The organism is Methylocella sp. CPCC 101449 (assembly GCF_031921685.1).
Classification (GTDB): domain Bacteria; phylum Pseudomonadota; class Alphaproteobacteria; order Rhizobiales; family Beijerinckiaceae; genus Terripilifer.
The window spans coordinates 842,237-863,551 of sequence record NZ_JAPDHU010000001.1 but is presented as its reverse complement, the minus strand read 5'-3'; the positions used below and the strand labels follow the sequence as shown (position 1 = coordinate 863,551).

Below are 21,315 nucleotides of genomic sequence, written 5' to 3'. Positions count from 1 at the left end.
ATGAAAAGAAACGGCCGGGCATTTGCCCGGCCGTTTTGTTTGCGAGGATGCGAAAACCTATTCCAGCCGCACCAGCACGCTGTCGCTGGCGCCTTTCGCATCGATGATCGAGACGCGCGCGAAGCCTGAGCCGTCGGGCCGCCACTGGGTTTGTCGGCGAATGTCGGCGGCGCCGACCGGCGCGCCGTTGACCATCCAGGTAAAGGGCGCGACGCCGCCTTGCGCTTTCAACGCCAAAGCGCTGGTGCCCCCGCCCGTCAGGCCGAGATCGACCCGCGCGCCATCGGGCGGATAGGCGATCTTCAGCGGTGCGCCGGCCGCGGCCGCGACCGTCTTGGGCGCATCCTTGCGCAGATGGCGCAGCGGCGGCGGCAGATTGCTCGTCGTCGAAATGATGGCGCCCGGCGGCTGCGGGACCGGCTCATAGGTCGCGCCGGCCCGCGAGAAAGCATCGAACAGCACGGGCGCTGCCACCTGGCGGGCCACCAGGCCAGGCACCGCGCCATTGTCGGCGCGGCCGAACCACACCGCGATCGTCAGCCTGCGGTCGAAGCCGACAGCGAAGGCATCGCGATAGCCGTAGGACGTGCCGGTCTTGAATGCGATGCCGCCGGACAGCGCATTGGTCGGCGGCGGTGCGCCGCGCAGAATGTCGGCGACATACCAGGCGGCGACGGGCTCGGCGATATGCTGCTGCGCCGGTGCGGGCGGTGGCCGGTCGCGCCTGTCGATCAGATCGGGCACGTCGCCGCGCCGCGCCAGGCCCGCATAGAGACGGGCGAGATCGCGCAAGGTGATGCCAAGGCCGCCGAGCGCGATGGCGAGGCCCGGCGGCGATTCCGGCGGCAGGACGACGGTCGCGCCGGCATTGCGCAGCCGCGCCAGCAGGCGGGCCGGGCCGAGATCGTTCAGCAGCGCCACTGCCGGCACGTTGAGCGAATTCTGCAGCGCCTTGCGGGCCGTGATCTGGCCCTGGAAGGTCATGTCGAAATTTTCCGGCGCATAGATGCCGTAGCGGGCGCGGCGGTCTTCCATCAGCGTTTCGGGATGGGCGAGGCCATCCTCGAAGGCCAGGGCATAGATGAAGGGTTTAAGCGTCGAGCCTGGCGAGCGCAGTGCTTGCGTCATGTCGATGGCGCCGGCGCGGTCCTGCGACAGGTGATCGGCCGAACCGACATGGGCGAGGATTTCGCCGGTGGCATTGTCGATGGCGAGCAGCGCGCCGGTGACCTTCGGCCCCAGGCGATCGACATTCTCGCGCACGAGCTGTTCGAGCGAGGCTTGCAGCCGCTGATCGATGGTGAATTGCAGCACGCGCCGTTGCGGCTCGGCCGCATGCGCGGCGGCGGCCGCATGGCTCGCGTAAGCGGGGAAGGCTTTGCGTTCGCCCTTGAAGGCTTCGCGGAGAGCACCGGCTCGTTCCTCGGCGCTCAACAGGCCAGCTTGTTGCGAGCGGTCGAGAATACGGTCGCGGGCGCGCAGCGCGGCGTTCAGATCGCGGTCCGGCCGCCGGGCTTCGGGGGCTTGCGGCAGGCCGACGAGCAGCGCCTGTTCGGCGAAGGACAGGCGGCGCGGCTCCTTACCGAACCAGGAGAGCGAGGCCGCGCGCAGGCCTTCCAGATTGCCGCCGTAGGGCGCCAGCGCCAGATAGAGATCGAGAATTTCGCGCTTCTTGAGCGTGCGCTCCAGTTCGAGCGCGCGCACCACCTGTCGCAGTTTGGCGGCGAGGCTGCGCTGGTCCTGCGGCGGGTCGATCAGACGGGCCACCTGCATGGTGATGGTCGATCCGCCCGAGACGATGCGCCCATGGCGCAGCATCTGGCCGGCGGCGCGCGCCAGCGCTTGCCAGTCGACACCATGGTGGTTGTAGAAACGGCGATCTTCATAGGCGAGCAGCATGTCGATGAAACGCGGATCGACATCGTCGACCGTGACCGGCAGGCGCCAGCGCCCGTCCTCGGTGGTGAAGGCGCGCAACAGCTTGCCGTGACGATCGACGGCGACCGTCGATCCTCTTAACGCGGCTTTCAGATCGAGCGGCGGCAGGGACGCTTCGTAGTTCTTCCAGACCGCCGGCACGCCGAGGCCGAGCGTAGCCACCACCGCCATGGCGATGAGATAGCCACGTCCGCGCCTGGGCTTCAGTTCTGTCAACGTTGAACCTCACCGATCTCGAACGTGCCTGTGCCGGTGCGGCCGAACCGTTCGGGACGATACATGTCTTCCACCGTCGCCGGCGGCAGCACATAACGTCCCGGCGTCACCGCCCGTACGATATAGGCGATGTTGAACGTCGCCCGATCGCTGCCGCTGCGGTCGAAGGCCGCGACGAAACGGTCGTCGCGGAATTCCTGGTGGGTCGGCTCCACCGTCGCCTTGGCGAAGGCGAGGTCCGACACCGAACCGCCGTCGAACAGTTTTGGATTGTCGATCTCCAAGCCCGCCGGCAGTTTGTCGACCAGCATCAGCCGCGCATAGGCCGCTTCCAGCTCGGTGACTTTAAGGACGACGACGAGGCGGTCGTTCTGCTTCACCTGCGCCAGATCGGCCGGCTTGCCGTCGAGTTTGTAGTATTGGCGCTCGACCTGATAGCCGCGCGAGGCCGCCGGTTCCGGCGTCACCGGATGGCCCGACGTGGTGATCACCATCTGCGTCGCGCCTTGGCCCGCATTGCCGATGACGATGTCGCCGCGCTCCAGCGCCGTGCCGCGCCAGGTGCGATAGAGCGCGCCTGTTTGCGGCACGCCGGCGACGGAGAGCTGCATCGTCTGCGCTTCCTTGAACAGCGCCTGCGCCGCCAGCACCATCCAGGTGTTCTCCTGGGTGCTGGTGTAGCTCGTGGCGGCGCGTTCCTCCTGCACGGCGGCGCCGGCCAGAGCGAGCAGGTTGCGATCGCTGTCGTCGGTTTCCGCCGCCAAGGTCAAGAGGCCGGCGCTGTCGCGCAGGCGCGAACCATAGTCGGAGCGCGAGTAACGGGTGCGCTGCTGTTCGCGCAGACGCTGCGCCGCCGAGGCGAAGGCCTGCTGCGCCCGGCCGCGATCGCCCAGCATGGCGAGTGCGGCGGCGATCTGCGCCCGCGACAGGGCGGTGTCGAAGGACGACAGCTTGGTGTCGGCGAAATAGCGCAGGTCGCCCATCACCGGGCGCCCGTTGCGCGCCAGCACATAGACCGCATAGGCGATGCCCGCCGCTTCGCTGGTCTTGATGTCGCCCGCATTGGCCACCTGATTGCGCAGCCGGTCGAGCGCCTGATCGAAGGAGCGTTGCGGCACGTCATATTTGGCCTCGCGCGCCCGCGTCAGGAAGTCGGTGATGAAAGCGTCGAGCCAGAGGTCGTCGCCGGCATTGTTGGCCGACCACAGACCGAAGGCGCCGGACGAGGCCTGCCGCGACAGCACGCGCTCGATGGCGTCGCGCACGCGCTTTTCCGCATCCGTGTCGAGCGCCAGCATCTGCGACGAGGCGAGGCGATTGACATAGAGCAGCGGCAGGGCGCGGCTGACGATCTGTTCCGAACAGCCATAAGGGTAGCGGTCGAGCGCTTGCAACAGCGCGCCGACGTCGATGCCGCCATAAGGCGTCACCGCCACCGACACCGCGCCGGTTCCGGGCAGGAAACTGGCCAGGAGGTCGTTCGACAAGGTGACGCTGCTGCCAGCCGGCAGCGGCCGCACCGTGCGCTGATAGAGTTCGGTCGAACCCGGCTGCACGTTGATCGCCAGGGTCTGCGAGGCCGCGATATTCGGCCCCGTCAGTTTCACGTCGATCTCCGCCCGGCCCATGCCGGCGCCTGTCACCGGAATGGTGAACTGCGTCTTGCCGTTTTGCGTCAGGCGGAAGGCCCGGCGCGCCGCATTGGCGGCAAGCGCGATCGGGCCGCGCACGTCGAGATCAACAGCATAGTCGCCGGCCGCGCCTTCAACATTGTCGACCTGGATGTGGAACTGCGAGCGGTCGCCCAGCGCCAGGAAGCGCGGCAGCGTCGCCTGCACGACGACCGGATCGCGGATGATCACGTCCTTCGCGGCGGAGCCGACCTTGTCGCGGCTCCAGCCGACGGCCATCACGCGGATGGAGCCGTTGAACGGCGGAATCTCGAAGGTGACGCGCGCCACGCCGTCCTGATCGACCTTCACCACGCCGGAATAGCGCGCCAGCGGTTCTTGCGTCGGACGATTGCCTTCCAGGCCCGGGCCGCCGGCGTCGCCGCCGGAGCGGATGGCGCCGCGCGAACCCTGCATGCCGTCGATCAGCAGGCCGTAGAGATCGCGCACTTCATTGGAGAGCTGGCGCTGGCCAAAGAAGTAGCCGGTTGGATTGGGCGATTCATAACGGGTGAGGTTGAGAATGCCGATGTCGACGGCGGCAACCGTCACATAGGCTTCTTCGCCGGCGCTCAATCCTGCCAGCTTGATCGGCATAGTGAGCGAGCGGCGCGGTTCGATCTTCTCGGGCGCCTCGATGGCGACATCGAGCTTGCGGGCACCCGGATCGACCTGGAACCAGGAGAGGCCGAGCGCGCGGCCCGGCATGCGCTTGGCAGCCTGGTCGAGCGGGCGATGCGCCATCGCCACCGCATAAGCACCGGCGCCCCATTCGGCCTTCACCGGCAAAGTGATCTGATTGTCGCCGACCACGAGATCGCGGACGGTAATGTCCTGCACCTTGTCGCCGACGATGGCGAGCGTCGCCTTGCCGGCGAAGCGCGAGGCGATCTTCACGCGCATCTGCTCGCCGGGCTTGTAGTCGGTCTTGTCGAGGGTGAGGTCGAGCAGATCGGGCGTTTCCGCCGTGGCATCGCCGGACCAGCCGACGTTGAAGGTGATGCTGGTCGGCGTGAACGTGCCGTCGTCGGAGGCGATATCCAGGCGATGCGCGCCCCAACTTACGCCAGCCGCGATGCGCGCCGGGTCATTGCCGGCGACATCCACCTTGCCGTCGGCGATGCGCCGCGACGACTTCACCCGCTCAAAGCCCCAGCGACCGTCGTTGTTGTACCATTGGTAGTCGTTGGTGACGCGGTAAAGCGACCATTGCAGACCCTTCACGGGCACACGTTGCCCATCGGCCGTAATGGCGACCACATCGAAGGTCGCGGTGGAACCTTCCGACAGATCGTCGAAATTCTTCTTCACCGCGATCATGCCGTTCTTGGCGCGCACCGGCAAAGTGACGACGCGCTCGACGGCGCGCCCGCCCGGTTCGCCGGCGCGCAGGATGATGCGCGCTTCGACCGGCTGCGAGGCTTCCACCTCCGGCACCGTGAACGTCACCGTCGCCTGGCCCTTGGCGTCGGTCTGGGTGTCGGTGTCGATGTCGTTACGGACGGTTTCGAACTCTTCGTCCTGCAAGCCGGCTTGATAGCCGTTGAGGCCGGGGATGTTGAGCGAACTCGCCTTGGAGATCGAAATCTCGCCGCTGATGTCGAGGTTGGAGCCTGGCGCGCCATAGAGGTAGCGCGCCGCCGCATTGATGCTGGCTTCCTCGCCCTGCACCAGGACCTGATCCTTCGGCGTCAAGGTCAGATCGAGCCGCTCCGGCACATAGTCTTCGACGAGGAAGGTGGCTTCGCCGATCGCCGGCAGTTTCGGATCGGCGAATGCCTGCACGCGCCAGGTGCCGGTGGCGACCCCTGACAGTAGCGCGACCGACCAGGCCCGTCCGCCTAGTCCCTGATCGTTGACTAAGGCGCGCTTATATTCGACGCCATCGGGCCGTTTGACGACGAGGGTCAGCGGCAAGGTGCTGGCGCCGCCGCGCCCATCGCGCAGCAACGTGGTGACATTCACCGTCTCGCCCGAGCGATAGACGCCGCGTTCCGGATAGACATAGGCATCGAGCGCCTTGACGGCGGTGCGGCCCTTGACGCCGCGATCGGTGAGATCGAACGGCGCCTGCACCAGATCGAGGAAACCGTAGTCGCCGTTGCGGTCGCTGGCGATCAGCAAGCCGGGCGCCATGCCGCCATTGCCGCGCGCCAGACCGGGATCGAAACGGATGTGCCCGTCGGCGCCGGTGGTCTGCGTCGCCAGCACTTCGTTGTTGCGCGCCACCAGGCGCACTTCGACGGAGTTCAGCGGCGTAGCGCTGGCCAGCGAGCGCACGAAGACATGCACGCCATCGTCGCCGGAAAAACTGGTCAGGCCGAGATCGGAGACGACGAACCATTGCGTCGCCGCGTTCTCGGAGGAGTAGTCATCATCGTCGTCCGACCCGATCGACTGCGAGATCGGCTTCTCGCCGGCGCGCGCCAGCATTACATAGACGCCGGGTTCAAGCTTGCCAACGGCTTCGACCACCGGAAAGGCGGTGACGACATCCTTGTTGAGGTCGGTGCGCGCATCGAGCGTGCCGGTCCACACCTTGACGCCCTTGTCGTCGATGATCTGGCGGGCGCGATAGCTGCCGAGCTGCGAGAGGAAATCATCGGAACGCACCGTCGGTACGAGGTTGCGATCGCCGATGCGCAGAATGTCGACGGCGATCTTCGGCGTATTGACGGAGACGACCGGAATGCCTTCCTGGCCGACACGCGGCAGCACATAATTCTTGCCGGTGAAGCGCACCTGGGCCGAGCGATCACGCACATAGATTTCATAGTCGGCGGATTTCAGAAGGTTTTCGCCGACCGAAGAGGGCAGGCCCTGGCGCACGACGATGGAATATTTCTCGCCATGCTTCAGGCCTTCGGCGCAAAGCTGCTGGTCTTCGGCGGAAACGGCGCTGGCGGCGGCACCGGAAATGGCGATGTAGGGCGAGAAGTCGACCTTGCCGCGCTGCAAAGGCTCGGAGAACTGGAAGCAGATGCGCGGTGAGGCGGCATCGTTGTCGACTTTGTAGTCGAGAATGCGAAAGCCGTATTTGGCGCGCAGGTTTTCATAGATGCCGCGCACCGAGCGGTTGTCGGATGCGTCGAGACTGGCGCGATAGGCGTTGAGCGACAGTCGGTACAGTGTCTGTGCATCATAGATCGAGCCGAGGAAGGCGAGGGAGGTGGCTTCCTGGTCTTTGTCATTGGCGCGCTGATACGCAGCGTAGGCGGCGGAGATCGCGGTCTGGTTCAAGCGCCAGCCGTCGTTGGGATTGGCGGTGGCCGTGGCGCGCGCGGCGCGCGCATAATCGAGCCACGCCTGGCTGTCGCGCGGCGTCGCGGTGATGACGGCGCCAAGCGGCAGGAGGGCGGCGCGCGGATTGCGCGAGATCATTGCGATGCCGTCACGACGCAGATCAGTCGTGGGTCGACCGGCAAGTGTCGCGCTGTCTTTCCGGATCTGTTCTTCGAGACGAATGACGTTGGAGGCAAGATCGTCGCGGACATAGGCTTTTTGCTGCGCAAAAGCGGATGTGGCGATGAGAAGGGTTAAAGCCGTCGCCAGACCGCGGAGCAGTTTGCGCATGAGAACCTCCATATTCTTGCTCGCCCAAAGTCACCGAGCGCCGTGACGCCGCCAGCATGTCACATTTCAGGCGCAGGACCTATGGCAAGAACCATCAGATAAGTGCAACATCTGTGCGATGCCGCACTTCCGTTGCGGCGGTTTTTTGACCATGATCACGCGCGCGGATCGCGATTATTCAATTTTTTCCAATTTGTGACCGATCGGTTGCAACTCTGCACGGGGGCGAAGGATGGCATTCACAACGGCAAGCGCGCTGCGCGTCCTTTCGCTGTTGCTCGCCAGCACCGTGCTGTCCCATCCCGTCTGGGCGCAACAGCCCGCCCCCGCCGCCGCTGCGCCCGATCCAGCCTTTGACGCCGCCAAGAGCGCGTTCGAAGCGCTGCCGGAAGCCGATCGCCGCGCCATTCAAGACGCGTTGGTCTGGACCGGCGATTATAAGGGTAACGTCGACGGCAGCTTTGGTCGCGGTACGAGGGATGCCATCGTCGCTTATGCGCGGCGCAGCAAACTGCCGACCGATGGCACGCTCGATCAGAAAGCGAAGGCCGCTCTGGTTTCCGCGGCCGACAAGGCGCGCAATGCCCAGGCCTTTCGCAAGATCGTCGACACCCGTTCCGGCATCGCCATCGGTTTGCCGACCAAGGCGATGAGCAGGAAAACCGATACCAAGACGGGCACGACCTGGAGCACCACCGATGGTGTCGCCGCCGTCGACACGTTCCAGAATGCCGAGGCCGACAGCGACCTGCCGCGACTGTTCGAAATTCTGCGTGGCGATGCGCCAGGACGGAAGGTGACCTATCGCGTGTTGCGGCCGGACTTCCTGGTCGTCACCGGCGAGGAAGGCGATCGGGTTTTCTATACGCGCGCGGCGCGCGGAATGGCCAATGGCGTGGCGACGGTGCGCGGCTATACTTTGTCTTACGCACGGCGCCTGCGGCCGACCTATGATGTCTTGTCGATCGCCATTGCCAATGCCTTCGAACCTTTCCCTTCGGCCGCCTCCACGCCCTCCACTGCGACGGCTCCGGCCGCGGGGCCGGCGCCGTCCGCATCGGGTGTGCAGCTTGCGGCAAGCGCCATTGCCATTGGTCCCGGCCTTTTCCTCACGGCCCTGAGCGGCGATTGCGTCGATCCGAAAGTGGCCGGGCGCGCAGCAGCGATCACGCGGCGCGATGCAGAATCCGGCCTTGCCTTGATCGAAGCGCGCGGCGCGGAGATCGCCGCCGTTGCGCCAACGTCATCCACGCCCAATGCGGGCGACAGCCTCGTGGCTTTGTTCGCCGCGCAGCTCGGCGGTCGCGATGCCGAGATCAGCGTTGCGACGGGCGAATATGTTGCGCCTGTCGGAACGGGCGCGGCGCGCCTCGTCGCACCGTTGCAAGGCCGCATTGCCGGTACCGCGATTTTCGATCGCTCGGGCGCATTGGTGGCGATCGCCGCCGCGCCTGCTACCGAGCCCGCGCGTTATGCCGGTATCGTGCCGCAAGCCGCCTGGAAAATCATTCCCGCTTCCGTCGCGCTGAAATTGATGAACGACGTCGGCGCGAAGCCTGTCGTGCCGCCGACTGGCGTGCCCGCGCCGCGTCCTGATCGCACCACCGGCGATATCGCGGCTCAGCGTGGGCGCTCTATTCAGCCGTTGATGTGCACGCGCTAGGTAACATGCGCTAAAGTGCATGTTGTGGCCTATTCCCAGGCCAATCTTTGATCGTCCGTGAACGCCACGCGCTTGGCAGCTTGGATGAAGGCTGCTACCACCCCATCAAGATAAAGCCTTGATCCCGGACATTCCGTTCCGGCAACGATCTTGGTCGGGAGGTTATGACGCGATGTCCAAGAAGCTGGCGCTGACTCTGGCTTGCGGTGACTATGAAATCGTTCGAGCCTTGAAAGAGGGCACGGTTCAGCCTGACGGCATCGAGTTGACGATCATCACGACGATGGATTCGAGCACCCGGCATTGGCGCTTCCTGCGCAATCGCGAATTCGATGTCGCTGAAGTCTCGAGTTCCTCCTATCTGCTGGCACGCGACCAAGGCCTGCCTTTCGCGGGGATCCCTGTCTTCCTGCATCGCCGCTTTCGCCACGGCTTCGCTTTCGTCAACACGTCGAAAGGCATCAATGAGCCGAAGGATCTGATCGGTCGCAGGATCGGTGTGAAATCCTTTCAGGTGTCGGCGATCCTGTGGCTGCGCGGTATTCTCGAACATGAATATGGCGTGCCGCACAAATCGATCGAATGGGTGACAGAGATCGATGAGGATGTGGAATTCACGCCGCCGGAAGGATTGCGTCTGTCGCGCATGCGCCACGATCAGACGTGCGAAGAGCTGCTTGTGGCGGGCGAACTCGATGCGGTGCTGCACGCCGATCTGATCTGGCCGATGGTGGAACGTCATCCGGCGGTGAAGCGCCTGTGGCCGGATTACAAGAACGAAGAACTGGCTTACTTCCGCAAGACCGGCATTTTCCCGATCATGCATGTGACGGGCATCAAGCAGGAGATCGTCGATAAATACCCCTGGGTTCCGGTCGAACTGATGAAGGCTTTCGAGGCGGCCAAGGCTGTCGCCATGAAGCGCATGGAAAATCCACGCATCGTGCCGCTCGCCTGGTATCGTGAGGCCTGGGAGGAGCAGGAGGAAGTGCTCGGCCGCGACCCCTGGCAGTATGGCATGACCGACAGCAATCGGCATACGCTGGAGACCTTGATCGGCTATTCTTTCGAGCAAGGATTGATCAAGCGGAAGATGGGGCTCGAGGAGTTGTTTCTCGATGTGAACCAAGGACGCAAGCGCGGCACCAATCGCATCTGATCAAAAACGGGAGGGATGGATGAGGAGGAGTTTCGCCATTGTCGCAGGGGTTTTGGCCCTGCAGGCGCCTGCGGCAAGTCTGACCCAAAGCCTGGCTCAAGACGCAGGCCCGTTCGCTGGCGGCAAGCCGCTGACGATGATCATCGGATTCGGCCCCGGCGGCGGTTATGACCTGTGGGGCCGCGTGGTCGCCCGCCACATCACCAAACATCTGCCCGGCAAACCCAATGCCATCCCGCAGAACATGCCCGGCGCCGGCAGCTTCACCGCAGCCAGCAATATCTATGCGATCGCGCCCAAAGATGGTTCCACCATGGGCATCATCGCGCGCGACGCCGCATTGGGGCCGCTCACCGGCCAGGTCGGTGCCCGCTTCGATCCGTTGCAGATCACCTGGATCGGCACGCCGACCACCGAGACCAATGTTTGCATCGCCAATCAGAACGCCAAGGTGAAGACCTTCGACGATCTCCTGAAGACCGAGCTGATCGTCGGCGATACGGGGCCGGGCACTGGCACGCGTGCCTATCCGCGGGCGTTGAATGCCATCCTGGGCACCAAGTTCAAACTGGTGGCCGGTTTCCCTGCTTCCTCCGATGTGTTCCTCGCCATGGAGCGCGGCGAGGTCGACGGCATTTGCGAAAGTCTCGACAGTGTCGATGGCAAGCGGCCGGATTGGATCTCTCAAAAGAAAGTGAACTTGATCTTTCAGGGTGGCACCGAGCCCAGCCCCGAGATAAAGGACACACCGTTCATTCTCGATATGGCCAAGACTGCCGAGCAGAAACAGGCGATCGAGTTCCTCTATGCGGGACAGGGTATTGGCCGGCCGTTCGTCGCGCCCCCCAACATGCCGCCGGAGCGGGTCAAGATGTTGCGTGATGCATTCAACGCGACGATGAAGGACGAAGAATTCATCGCCGAGGTGAAGAAGCAGCGGCTTGATCTCGAACCGCATACGGGCGAACAGCTCGAAGCATTGATCCGCAAGATCTATGCGACCCCCAAGCCCATCGTCGAACGCGTCGGTGAGCTGATCAAATAGGACTTTGGCGCGCTCAATGGCATTTTCGGTCAAGGGCCTGGAGCCGTTCCAGTCGCGCGAATATTCCTGTTTCTTCTTCTCGCGTTTCTTCGCCGGGCTGGCGATCAGCATGGTCGATGTCGCTGTCGGCTGGATGGTTTATGAGATGACAGGCAGCGCGGTGGCGCTGGGCCTGATCGGTCTGGCGGCCTTCGCGCCCAGCATTTTGTTTCTGTTGATCGCCGGTCATGTCGCCGATCGTTACGATCGCCGGCAGGTGTTGATGGTGTGCTACAGCATCTCGGCGGTGGCTTCCTTTGGCCTCTATTTGAGTGCCGTACTGCAGATCGAGAGATTGCCTCTCATCTATGCCCTGGTGTTTCTGGCCGGTGCCGCACGCGCCTTTTTCAGTCCGGCGTCTTCGGCGCTTCTGCCGAACCTGGTGAGCAAGGAACAATTGGCCAATGCGGTGGCGCTTGGTTCCACCGCCACTAAGACCGCTTCGATCATCGGCCCGGCGGTGGGCGGTTTCGCTTATCTGTTCGGCGCGCCCTTCGTGTTCCTCTGCACGACGTTTCTGTCGGCGACCTGCGTCGCACTGCTCTACATGCTCAAGCGTCGCCCGCCGGCCGACAACACGTCGCAATTGTCGTGGGAATATATGACGGCGGGGCTCAAATCGATCTGGTCGAACTCGACCTTGCTCGGCTTGATCTCGCTCGATCTCTTTGCCGTTCTGTTGGGTGGCGCCACGGCGCTGCTGCCGATGTTCGCCAAGGATATTTTCGATGCCGGCCCGGTTGGCCTCGGCCTGTTGCGCAGCGCGCCCTCGGTCGGCGCCATCGGCACGGCGGTGGTGCTGGCGCGCTTCCCGCTCAACAGTCGGGTGGGGCTGCGCATGTTCCAGGCGGTTGGTCTGTTCGGCCTCGCCACCATCGGCTTTGGCTTGTCGTCGCATATCGGCGTGGCGTTGGTGTGCTTGGTCATCTTGGGCGCCGCCGACATGGTGAGCGTCTATGTCCGCAGTACCCTGGTGCAGTTGGAAACGCCCGATGAGATGCGCGGCCGCGTCTCGGCCGTGAACAGCCTGTTCATCGGCGCGTCCAACGAGCTTGGCCAGTTTTATTCCGGCATCGTTGCCAGTTTGACTGGCCCGGTGCTGGCCGTGGTCATCGGCGGGGGTGGGGCGGTCGCCGTCACCCTGGCCTGGATGCGCCTGTTTCCAGGGTTGAAGGAGCGGGACAAGCTGGTCTGAGCAAATATTTGCACCGGGCAGCCTGCGGGCGCAAAATTGTTTAGACTGCGGGAAGGAGTCGGGAAACGGCTCAGCTTAGGACGAATGATGAACGAACTTCTTGACGCAGAACGGGTGTGGTTTCGGCTTTTGCGTGTGAATACACGCATGAACAGCGTGATTGCCGACCGTTTGCGCGAGATCGGTTTATCCGTTCCCCAGTGCGATATTCTCACCACCCTGACCGAACAGGAGGGCATGAGCCAGCAGGATCTCGCCCGCAGGCTCTATGTCACCAAGGGCAATATTTCCGGCCTGGTTGACCGCCTGGTGGCGGCGGCACTGGTCGAACGGCGGACGATTCCGGGCGATCGTCGCTCGCACGCCATCTTCCTCACCGAGGACGGCCGCCGCATGGCCATGGAGGCGATCGCCGTCCAGAAGCGCTTCGTCGAGGAGACCTTCGCGAAAATGCCGGCCGATCGGCTGGCCGATTTCGAGAAACTGGTGATCGAGGTGCGCGATCTGGTGCGCGCCGCCGCCAATGTGCAGGAGCCGGCGATCGGCACGGCGATGCAGAACAAGGTCCGCACCACCTCGCCGCCTCGCGCCCGTATTCGGTCAGTAGGTAGCTAAAACCCCTCATTTTCGGATTATTATCGTTCCATATGGGGCGATTTCTATGCTTGATTTCTAACGATATATATGTGTGAATATAGCGTATGGAGTGACGCTATGTTCCCGCACGCCCAGCCCAAGACTGTCCTGCGCCTCGACGCATCGGCCGCCTTCGCCTTTCCGGCCAGGGGGCCATTGGTCAATGTCGCCGAACCGTGCCGTCGCAAGCTGTGGGACTTCAGCACGTCGCTGCATTGCTCGATCGTCGGCACCTGTCTGACCCTGCCGGCGCTGCGCAAGGTCGTCGGCAAATCCATCGGTCCGGCGGCGATCGCCAATCAGTCCGACCATGAAATCCATAAGGAAGGCGTGCGGCTCGCATCGACAGCGGGCGGAGCTGGCAAACTGCTGCAGAAGGCGCTCGAAACCGAACACGCGGCGGCCATCCGGCGCTTCGAAAGTGCCGCGACGCCGGCGGACATTCTCACACTCTGGCGCGAGTCGCGTGCCATGGGCGACGTCGCGGGCGGCTATTGGGCAGCGCTGACCCATCCGGCTACCGACACGACGCTGCTGAAACAGATCTTCGGCGAGATCCATATGCTGTCGCATCTGGTCGGCGCCGCCAATCGCGCCGACATTCGTCGCCTCGCCGATCTCGAACAGGAGAACGTCCGCCTCAGCGAGAAGGTCGAGCGGCAGGAGAGCCGGCTGCGCAGCATGGTGACGGAGCGCGACGCGCGGATCGCGCGGCTGCAAGCGATGCTTGCGGAAACGACCTCCGCCGCGCCGGCGCCGACAGATCACGATGGTGAAATGGAAGAGCTGCGCGCTTTGGTGGCGAGCCTCAGTTCGAAACTGGACCGTGAAAGCGCCCGGCGGGCCAAGCTCGAAGCGCAGCAGGCCAATCTACGCGAGGAAACGCAAACGGCGCGTGATGAGCGCGACACGGCCATCAACGCCAAAGATCGCCTGGCCGAAGAGCTGGTGGCGCTGGAAGATTACATGCAGGCCGACACGACAGCGCCTGCCGCGCAACCCGCGCTGTCAGGCCAGACTTTTCTTTACGTCGGTGGCCGGGCGCGCACGCTCGCTGCCATCAAGGAAGCAGTCAGCGCCACCGGCGCGCTCTTCCTGCATCACGATGGCGGATTGGACGAGGCCACGAGCCTGCTGCCGTCCTTGATCGGCCGCGCCGATGTCGTCGCCTTTCCCGTCGACTGCATCAGTCACAATGCGATGTTCACGGTGAAGCGCCTGTGCAAACAGGCGCAGAAACCGTTCGTGCCGCTACCGAGCAGCGGCCTGGCGGGCGTTTTGCGCCTGCTCAAGGCTTGGCCCGCTATGCGGCCAAACACGGTTGCGATCGACGCCTGAGCGCGTCGATCTTCCACGTCTGTCTGAGGAGAAACCCATGGATGATATCGCGTTTTCGGGCGATCAATTGGCGTCGGCCTTTCTGGCGCGCTGCGGCAAATTGCTGATCGACGGCAAGGAAGTGCCCGCCGTGTCGGGCAAAACGTTTGAGGTGGTCAACCCGGCCACCGAACAGGTGATCGCGCGCGTCGCTCACGGCGAAGAAGCCGATGTCGATCTGGCGGTCGCGGCCGCACGCAAGGCTTTCGACGGTGGCCCGTGGGTGCGCATGGCGCCGGCCGAACGCGCCAAGCTCATCTACAAACTTGGCGAAGCGATCGAGCGTCACGCCGATGAACTGGCGCTGATCGAAACCTTGGACAACGGCAAGCCGCTGAAGGCGTCGCGCACCATCGACATTCCAAGCTCGGCCGAGAAGCTGCGCTACTACGCCGGCTGGGCCACCAAACTCTACGGCACCACCGCCGATGTCTCGCTGCCGGGCGACTGGCATGCCTATACCTTGCGCGAGCCGGTCGGCGTCGCCGCCTTGATCGTGCCGTGGAACTTCCCGCTGATGATGGCGGTCTCGAAGATCGCACCGGCGCTCGCCGCTGGCTGCACCGTCATTCTCAAGCCGGCGGAACAGACGCCGCTGACGGCGCTGCGTCTTGGTGAACTGGTGCAGGAGGTGGGCTTCCCGCCTGGCGTCATCAACATCGTCACCGGTTTTGGCGAGGCCGGCGCGGCGCTGGTCGATCATCCCGGCGTCGACAAGGTCTCCTTCACCGGCTCGACCGAAGTCGGCAAGCTGATCCTCAAGGCCGCCACCGGCAATCTGAAGCGCGTGACGTTGGAACTCGGCGGCAAGTCGCCGGTCATCGTCTTCCCCGATGCCAACATCGATCAGACGATCGAGGGCGTGTCGCGTTTCATCTTCACCAATGCCGGTCAGGTCTGCGCGGCGGGCTCGCGGCTCTATGCGCATAAAAAAGTGTTCGACCGCATTCTCGAAGGTGTCGCCGAACGGGCGCAGAAGCTGAAGGTCGGTCCTGGTGTCGATGCGGCAACCGAAATGGGTCCGCTGGTCTCGCAGGAACAGCTCGATCGCGTCACCGGCTTTCTGCAATCGGGCCGTGAAGCCGGCGCGTCGGTCGTCACCGGCGGCAAGCGTTTCGGCCAATCCGGCTATTTCGTCGAACCGACGATCCTCGCCGACACCACCGCCGACATGGCGGTGCGGCGCGAGGAAATCTTCGGGCCGGTTCTCTGTGCCGCGACCTTCGATGACGACAGTCTCGATGCCATCGCTGCCGAGGCCAACAACACGACTTACGGCCTGTCGGCCTATGTGTGGACGCAAAATCTGAGCGTCGCCCATAAGATGGCGAAGCGGCTGAAGTCCGGCTTCATCCGCATCAACGGTGGCGGCCTCGACAATGCGCTGCCGTTCGGCGGCTACAAGCAGTCCGGCTGGGGTCGCGAGAATGCCAAGGAAGGCGTCGAGACCTTCACCGAGGTGAAGTCGGTGATCATCGGTCTCTAAACAAACGGGAACCGAGAATAGGGGCGGCGGGTTCATCTTTTGATGAACCGTCGTCCCTTTGGTTTTTGGCTTTCTTTATGTTTTTTCGGAGTGATCGGCGCTGAGGTCGCAGCTTTGCCGCGCGATCCGCCTTTGCCATGGCCGCGGCCGCAATCCCTCATGGAGGATCAGTCGCGGGTCGTTGAGCCCGATATGGCTGGCCCCAAACAAGCTGATCCCAAGCAAGCGGCACTGCCCAAGCCTGAGACCGCTCAACCTGAAATAGCCAAGCCTGAAACAACCAAGCCTGAAACAACCAAGCCGGAGGCGAAGCCCGAGCCCGTCGAACCTGTGTTGCCGACGGTCTCCACCACCTGTCGTGATTTTCTCAACAGCGGTCAGGTCGAGGCCAAACGGGTCAGCGCGCCGCGCGCCGGGCCGGGATGCGGGATCGACGAGCCGGTGGCGCTGACGGCGATCAGGCTGGCCGATGGCCGGCGCGTCGCCGTGACCGATGCGGGTACTATGCGTTGCGATATGGCGCGGGCGTTTTCATCCTGGGTCAAAGGCGAATTCGCAAGCCTGCTGGAGCAGGATGGCCGCCGGCTCGAGACCATCGTCTCCGGGGCCTCCTATGACTGCCGCGGCCGCAACCGGGTGAAGGGCGCCAAACTGAGCGAGCACGGCAAGGGTAATGCGCTCGACATTCGCGGTGTCCGCTTCGCCGGCGGCGCCACGGCCCAGGTCGGCGATAAGGCCAAGCCGATCCCGATGGCGCTCTTTGAATCCGCCTGCCGGCATTTCGCGACGGTGCTGGGGCCGGGGTCCGACGGCTATCACGAGGACCATATGCACATCGACCTGGCGTTGCGTCGGCCGGGATCACACTACTGCCGCTGGCAGGGCTCTTTGAAGTAAGGCTCTTCGAAGCAAGCCTCGTCGAAGTAGTTGCGGTGCGTGACGCCGCGCACAGCCTTTATCCACATCTCCGGTTAGCAAGATTAAAGCCGTCTTAACCGATGGCTCACATTTTTAATGAGCCGGCGCCAGTGGTTCGGGCCGGCCGTGCCCCAGAGTGAGTTGCCCCAATGTCGTCCCAATCGATCGAAGACAGCCGTCAAGAATCCCCCGTCGAAGCCCCGCTGCGCAAAGTTAAGGACGCGCGCGACCTTCTGACCCATCTCTACCGTGAAATCGGCATCGCGGCGGTGGCCGCCGCCCTGCAGATCCGCTCCGACAAGCAGGAAGCTCTACGCCCGGGTGGTCCGCGCCCGCAGGTGAAGGACATTCCCGCATTTTTGCGTGGCGACGACATGGCGGCGTGATAGCTTCTTGTCTAGCGCCTGCAAGAGGGAGCGGGCGGGAACGGACAAGAACTATAAATGGCACTTGTAACACGACGCGGTTTCCTCCGCGCCGCCGCGGGCGGTGCGGGCCTTCTCAGTGTGGGTGGTTATGCCTTCGGCATCGAGCCCGGTTTCATCCTCACACGCACCACCTATCACATGACGCCGCCGGCGTGGCCGGCGGATCTGCACCTGCGCATCGGCGTCATTTCCGATGTTCACGCCTGCGAACCTTGGATGCCGGCGAGCCGCGTGCGCGCCATCTGCAACAAGGTGAACGCGCTTCATCCCGACATCATCGTTCTGCTCGGCGATTACACCGGCGGTCATATGATGGTGACCGGCCCGGTGATGCCGGAAGCCTGGGGAGAAGCGATGAGCGTGCTGCGGGCGCCCTATGGCGTCTATGGCGTGCTCGGCAATCACGACATCTGGCATGGCGCGCTGCCGAACATGCCGGCGCTCAACGGTGATCCGGTGCGCAAGGCCCTGCGCGATGCCGGCGTCACGGTGATGGAGAACGATGCGGTGCGCGTGGTCAAGGATGGCCAGGCCTTCTGGATCGTCGGCCTCGCCGATCAGTTGGCCCTGCGGCGCAGCCATCGCGAGTTCATCGGCATGGACGATCTGCCCGGCTCGCTGGCGCGGGTGACCGACGATGCGCCGGTGATCCTGCTGGCGCACGAGCCCTATATTTTTCCGCAGGTGCCGCAGCGGGTGGCGCTCACTTTATCGGGCCACACCCACGGCGGTCAGGTGCGTCTGCCGGAGTTCGCCCAGCCATTGATGAGCCCGCGCATGCGCTGGTCGCAAACCTATGGCCATATCGCCGTCGACAACAAGCATATGATCGTCTCGGCAGGATTGGGCACGTCGCTGGCGCCAGTGCGCTTCATGCGCCCGCCTGAGATCGTCGACATCGTGCTCGGGTCGCCACAGCGGATTTCGTAAGCGCAAAGAAAAAGGCCGGGTCACCCCGGCCTTTTTAAATTCATCTCTGTAAGGGGCGCTTAACGCACGATCACCTTCGCGTTCATCGGCGTGCGATTGTAGAGATCGACGATGTCGATGTTGCGCATGCGGATGCAGCCCGACGACACGCTGCGGCCGATCTTATCGGGCTCGTTGGTGCCGTGGATGCGATAGAGCGTGTCGCGGCCGCCCTCGTAAAGATAGAGGGCGCGGGCGCCGAGCGGATTGTCCGGACCGCCGTTGAGGCCGCCGGCGGCCGCCGTCGGCTTGAGATGCGGCCAGCGCTCGACCATGTCGGCCGGCGGCATCCAGCGCGGCCATTCGGCCTTGCGCTTCACCTGCGCCGTGCCGGTCCAGCCATAGGCCTCCGCGCCCGTGGCGACGCCATAGCGGATGGCGCGTTTGCCGGGCAGCACGAAATAAAGAAAGTTCTGCTTGGTATCGACGATGATCGTGCCGGGCGCTTCGCCGGTCGGATCCTGAATCTCGTAACGTTGATGTTCCGGGTCGAGCTCGAACGGCGGCACCATGGCCATCCATTCGGCGTCCTTGGCGGTAAGCGCCGGATCCGGCACCGACTTGTAATTGCAACCCGCAAGCAAAGTCGCGCCCACCAATGCGACCACAAAAGCCTTCAGTTTCATGAGATTAGCCCCGATTCGGTACCGCCAGGCCCGAATTTATTAGGTCTTTTCTTACCATATCATTGTCTTAAGGTGAGATACGGACGCAAATGTCCACATTGTGTTGCATCTAGGACACAGTCCTGCGCCTTTTTAAGCTAAGCTTGTCACCCCAGCCGCATCCGGTACTTCACCTTGAGCACACTTTATCTCACGCATCCTTCGGGCATCGGCCATGACATGGGCTATGGCCACCCCGAACAGCCCAAGCGGCTGGTGGCGATCGAAGAAGCGCTATCGGCGGAGAAATTTCAAAGCCTGATCCGCGAGGCAGCGCCCCGCGGCACGAGTGCCGACATTCTGCGTGTTCATCCCGAGGCCTATCTGCGCGCCATCGAAGAGGCGGCGCCGACCGACGGTCTGGTGCAGCTCGATGGCGACACGGCGATGAGCCCCGGCACTTGGGAAGCCTGCATGCATGCGGTGGGTGCCGCCAGCCAGGCGGTGGACGAGGTGATGGCCGGCAAGATCGCCAATGCCTTCGTCGCCATGCGCCCGCCCGGCCATCATGCCGAGACGGCGACGCCGATGGGCTTCTGCTTCTTCAACAATGTCGCCATCGCCGCCCGCCGCTCCCGTGCCGTCCATGGCGCCGAACGTGTGGCGATCATGGATTTCGACGTCCATCACGGCAACGGCACCCAGGAGATTTTCTGGAACGACCCGAGCGTGCTTTACACCTCCACCCATCAGATGCCGCTCTATCCCGGCACCGGCGCCAAGAGCGAGACCGGCGCCCATGACACGATCGTCAACGCGCCGCTGCGGGCGGGCGACGACGGCGAGCGCTTTCGCGAAGCCATGACCGACGTGGTGTTGAAGCGGATCGACGCCTTTTCGCCCGATCTCGTCATTATCTCGGCGGGTTTTGATGCCCATCGTAAGGACCCGCTGGCGCAGCTCGGTCTGATTGAGGAAGATTTTGCTTGGGCGACCCGACAATTGCTCGACATCGCGGAGCGGCGCTGCAAGGGGCGCCTCGTCTCCGTGCTGGAAGGCGGCTATAATCTCGACGCGCTCGGCAAGTCGGTGGCCGCGCATGTGTCCGCGTTGATGGAAAGAGTTTAACGGGGAACAATGCTGCTGATCCGCTCTCTTCGCCTGATCGCCATCGGCGCCGCGTTTATGCTCGGCTTCGCCGCGCAGTCGGCGATGGCGCAGTGCGAATCGACCGCCTGGGAAAATGCTTCCTATTCGGTCTGCACGTTCATTTCCGGCAAATCTGACATCCGCCTGTTCCTCGACGACCCCGACGGCACGGTCTACGGCTCGTTCAACGCTCTGTCGGATGTGCTGGAGCGTGACGGCGAGAAGCTCGTCTTCGGGATGAATGCCGGCATGTATCATCCCGATTATCGCCCCGTCGGCCTGTTCATCGAAAGCGGCGTCGAGAAGGTGCGGCTCAACACACGCAACGGTCCCGGCAATTTCCATCTCAAACCGAACGGCGTCTTCTATGTGACGCGCACTGGTGCCGGCGTGGTCGACAGCGATCGCTTTGCCTCGCGCCGCGCCGACGTGCGCTACGCCACCCAGTCGGGCCCGATGCTGGTGATCAACGGACGCCTGCATCCGCGCATCCAAGAAGAGGGCACGTCGAAGAAGACCCGCAATGGGGTCGGGGCCTGTTCCGGCGGGCGCATCGTCTTCGCCATTTCAAACGAGCCGGTGACCTTCTACGACTTCGCCACCTTCTTCCGCGACAAGATCGGCTGCAGCGACGCTCTGTTCCTCGACGGTTCCATCTCGTCGATGTACGCGCCATCGATCAGCCGCCACGACCGCTGGCGGCCGATGGGTCCGATCGTCGGCGTGGTCGAGAAGAAGGGTTAGCTCCCGACAATCGCGGTGGCTTCCGCGTCGATCGTCAGCCCCGTCGTATCGACCGTTTGCAACGCATCGGCCACTTGAACGCCGGCCACCACCATCTGCGGCGCGATCTCGGCGAGCGGCGCCAGAACGAAGGCGCGTTCCAGCATGCGCGGGTGCGGAATGGTCAGGCCTGGCTCGTGCATCGTCACGTCATCATAGGTGAGAATGTCGATGTCGAGCGTGCGCGGTCCCCAAAGCTCCAGGCGCACGCGGCCGGCTTGGCGTTCGATCGCCAGGCAAAGATCGAGCAGAGCGCGCGGGGGCAGGTGCGTGCGCACGATCACCGCGATATTGCGAAAATCCGGCTGATCGGTCTTGCCCCATGGCGGCGTCCGCCACACCGACGAGCGCTGCTCGACTTGCGCGCCGCCTGCCTCCAGGGCGCGTAGCGCATCGGCGAAAGTATGCGCCACATCGCCGGTATTGCCGCCTAGGCAAAGCGCGGCGAGAGCCGGTTCGCTCACGG

Annotated in this window: 16 protein-coding genes; 12 read left to right on the top strand and 4 right to left on the bottom strand. The window is 63.9% G+C overall.

Annotation, left to right across the window (positions count from 1 at the left end; genetic code table 11):
- Positions 1–57 precede the first annotated feature (57 nt).
- Both pbpC and OIM99_RS03810 read right to left on the bottom strand, forming a co-directional pair.
- Positions 58–2,109, bottom strand: coding sequence for a penicillin-binding protein 1C (pbpC, locus tag OIM99_RS03815; protein ID WP_311850343.1), 2,052 nt, complete (start codon positions 2,107–2,109; stop codon positions 58–60).
- 41 nt (positions 2,110–2,150) lie between these two features.
- Positions 2,151–7,397, bottom strand: a complete 5,247-nt coding sequence (locus OIM99_RS03810) for an alpha-2-macroglobulin (RefSeq protein WP_311848998.1) — start codon at positions 7,395–7,397, stop codon at positions 2,151–2,153.
- A 232-nt stretch (positions 7,398–7,629) separates the two neighbouring features.
- Between OIM99_RS03810 and OIM99_RS03805 the strand changes: the two genes are divergently transcribed.
- From OIM99_RS03805 to OIM99_RS03760, 10 genes are all read left to right on the top strand, one after another.
- Positions 7,630–9,060, top strand: coding sequence for a peptidoglycan-binding domain-containing protein (locus tag OIM99_RS03805; RefSeq protein ID WP_311848997.1), 1,431 nt, complete (start codon positions 7,630–7,632; stop codon positions 9,058–9,060).
- A 172-nt stretch (positions 9,061–9,232) separates the two neighbouring features.
- Entirely contained in the window at positions 9,233–10,219 is a 987-nt protein-coding gene (locus OIM99_RS03800; protein ID WP_311848996.1) for an ABC transporter substrate-binding protein, read from the top strand.
- Positions 10,220–10,238: 19 nt separating this feature from the next.
- A complete protein-coding gene (locus tag OIM99_RS03795; RefSeq protein ID WP_311848995.1) occupies positions 10,239–11,264 on the top strand; it encodes a tripartite tricarboxylate transporter substrate-binding protein in 1,026 nt (341 codons plus the stop codon).
- A gap of 16 nt (positions 11,265–11,280) precedes the next feature.
- Positions 11,281–12,498: an MFS transporter gene (locus tag OIM99_RS03790; RefSeq protein ID WP_311848994.1), complete on the top strand. Its 1,218-nt coding sequence runs from the start codon at positions 11,281–11,283 to the stop codon at positions 12,496–12,498.
- Positions 12,499–12,645: 147 nt separating this feature from the next.
- Complete coding sequence (locus OIM99_RS03785; protein ID WP_311848993.1) at positions 12,646–13,113, top strand: MarR family transcriptional regulator; 468 nt, start codon at positions 12,646–12,648, stop codon at positions 13,111–13,113.
- A 99-nt stretch (positions 13,114–13,212) separates the two neighbouring features.
- A complete protein-coding gene (locus OIM99_RS03780) occupies positions 13,213–14,472 on the top strand; it encodes a DUF2325 domain-containing protein (protein WP_311848992.1) in 1,260 nt (419 codons plus the stop codon).
- Positions 14,473–14,509: 37 nt separating this feature from the next.
- Positions 14,510–15,997, top strand: a complete 1,488-nt coding sequence (locus OIM99_RS03775) for an aldehyde dehydrogenase family protein (RefSeq protein ID WP_311848991.1) — start codon at positions 14,510–14,512, stop codon at positions 15,995–15,997.
- Positions 15,998–16,189: 192 nt separating this feature from the next.
- Complete coding sequence (locus OIM99_RS03770) at positions 16,190–16,894, top strand: extensin family protein (protein ID WP_311848990.1); 705 nt, start codon at positions 16,190–16,192, stop codon at positions 16,892–16,894.
- A 170-nt stretch (positions 16,895–17,064) separates the two neighbouring features.
- Positions 17,065–17,301, top strand: a complete 237-nt coding sequence (locus OIM99_RS03765; protein WP_311848989.1) for a hypothetical protein — start codon at positions 17,065–17,067, stop codon at positions 17,299–17,301.
- Between the two features lie 57 nt (positions 17,302–17,358).
- Positions 17,359–18,273: a metallophosphoesterase gene (locus OIM99_RS03760; protein WP_311848988.1), complete on the top strand. Its 915-nt coding sequence runs from the start codon at positions 17,359–17,361 to the stop codon at positions 18,271–18,273.
- Positions 18,274–18,332: 59 nt separating this feature from the next.
- Here OIM99_RS03760 and OIM99_RS03755 read toward each other — a convergent pair whose 3' ends face one another.
- Positions 18,333–18,938: a L,D-transpeptidase gene (locus OIM99_RS03755; protein ID WP_311848987.1), complete on the bottom strand. Its 606-nt coding sequence runs from the start codon at positions 18,936–18,938 to the stop codon at positions 18,333–18,335.
- Between the two features lie 174 nt (positions 18,939–19,112).
- Between OIM99_RS03755 and OIM99_RS03750 the strand changes: the two genes are divergently transcribed.
- The gene (locus tag OIM99_RS03750) at positions 19,113–20,045 is read left to right on the top strand and encodes a histone deacetylase family protein (protein ID WP_311848986.1); all 933 of its coding nucleotides are present in this window, start codon (positions 19,113–19,115) and stop codon (positions 20,043–20,045) included.
- Between the two features lie 9 nt (positions 20,046–20,054).
- Positions 20,055–20,810, top strand: coding sequence for a phosphodiester glycosidase family protein (locus OIM99_RS03745; RefSeq protein ID WP_311848985.1), 756 nt, complete (start codon positions 20,055–20,057; stop codon positions 20,808–20,810).
- Here the strand turns inward: OIM99_RS03745 and folK are convergent.
- A complete protein-coding gene (gene folK, locus OIM99_RS03740) occupies positions 20,807–21,313 on the bottom strand; it encodes a 2-amino-4-hydroxy-6-hydroxymethyldihydropteridine diphosphokinase (protein WP_409371499.1) in 507 nt (168 codons plus the stop codon). The two genes, OIM99_RS03745 and folK, sit on opposite strands and share 4 nt — an antisense overlap.
- Between the last annotated feature and the right edge of the window lie 2 nt (positions 21,314–21,315).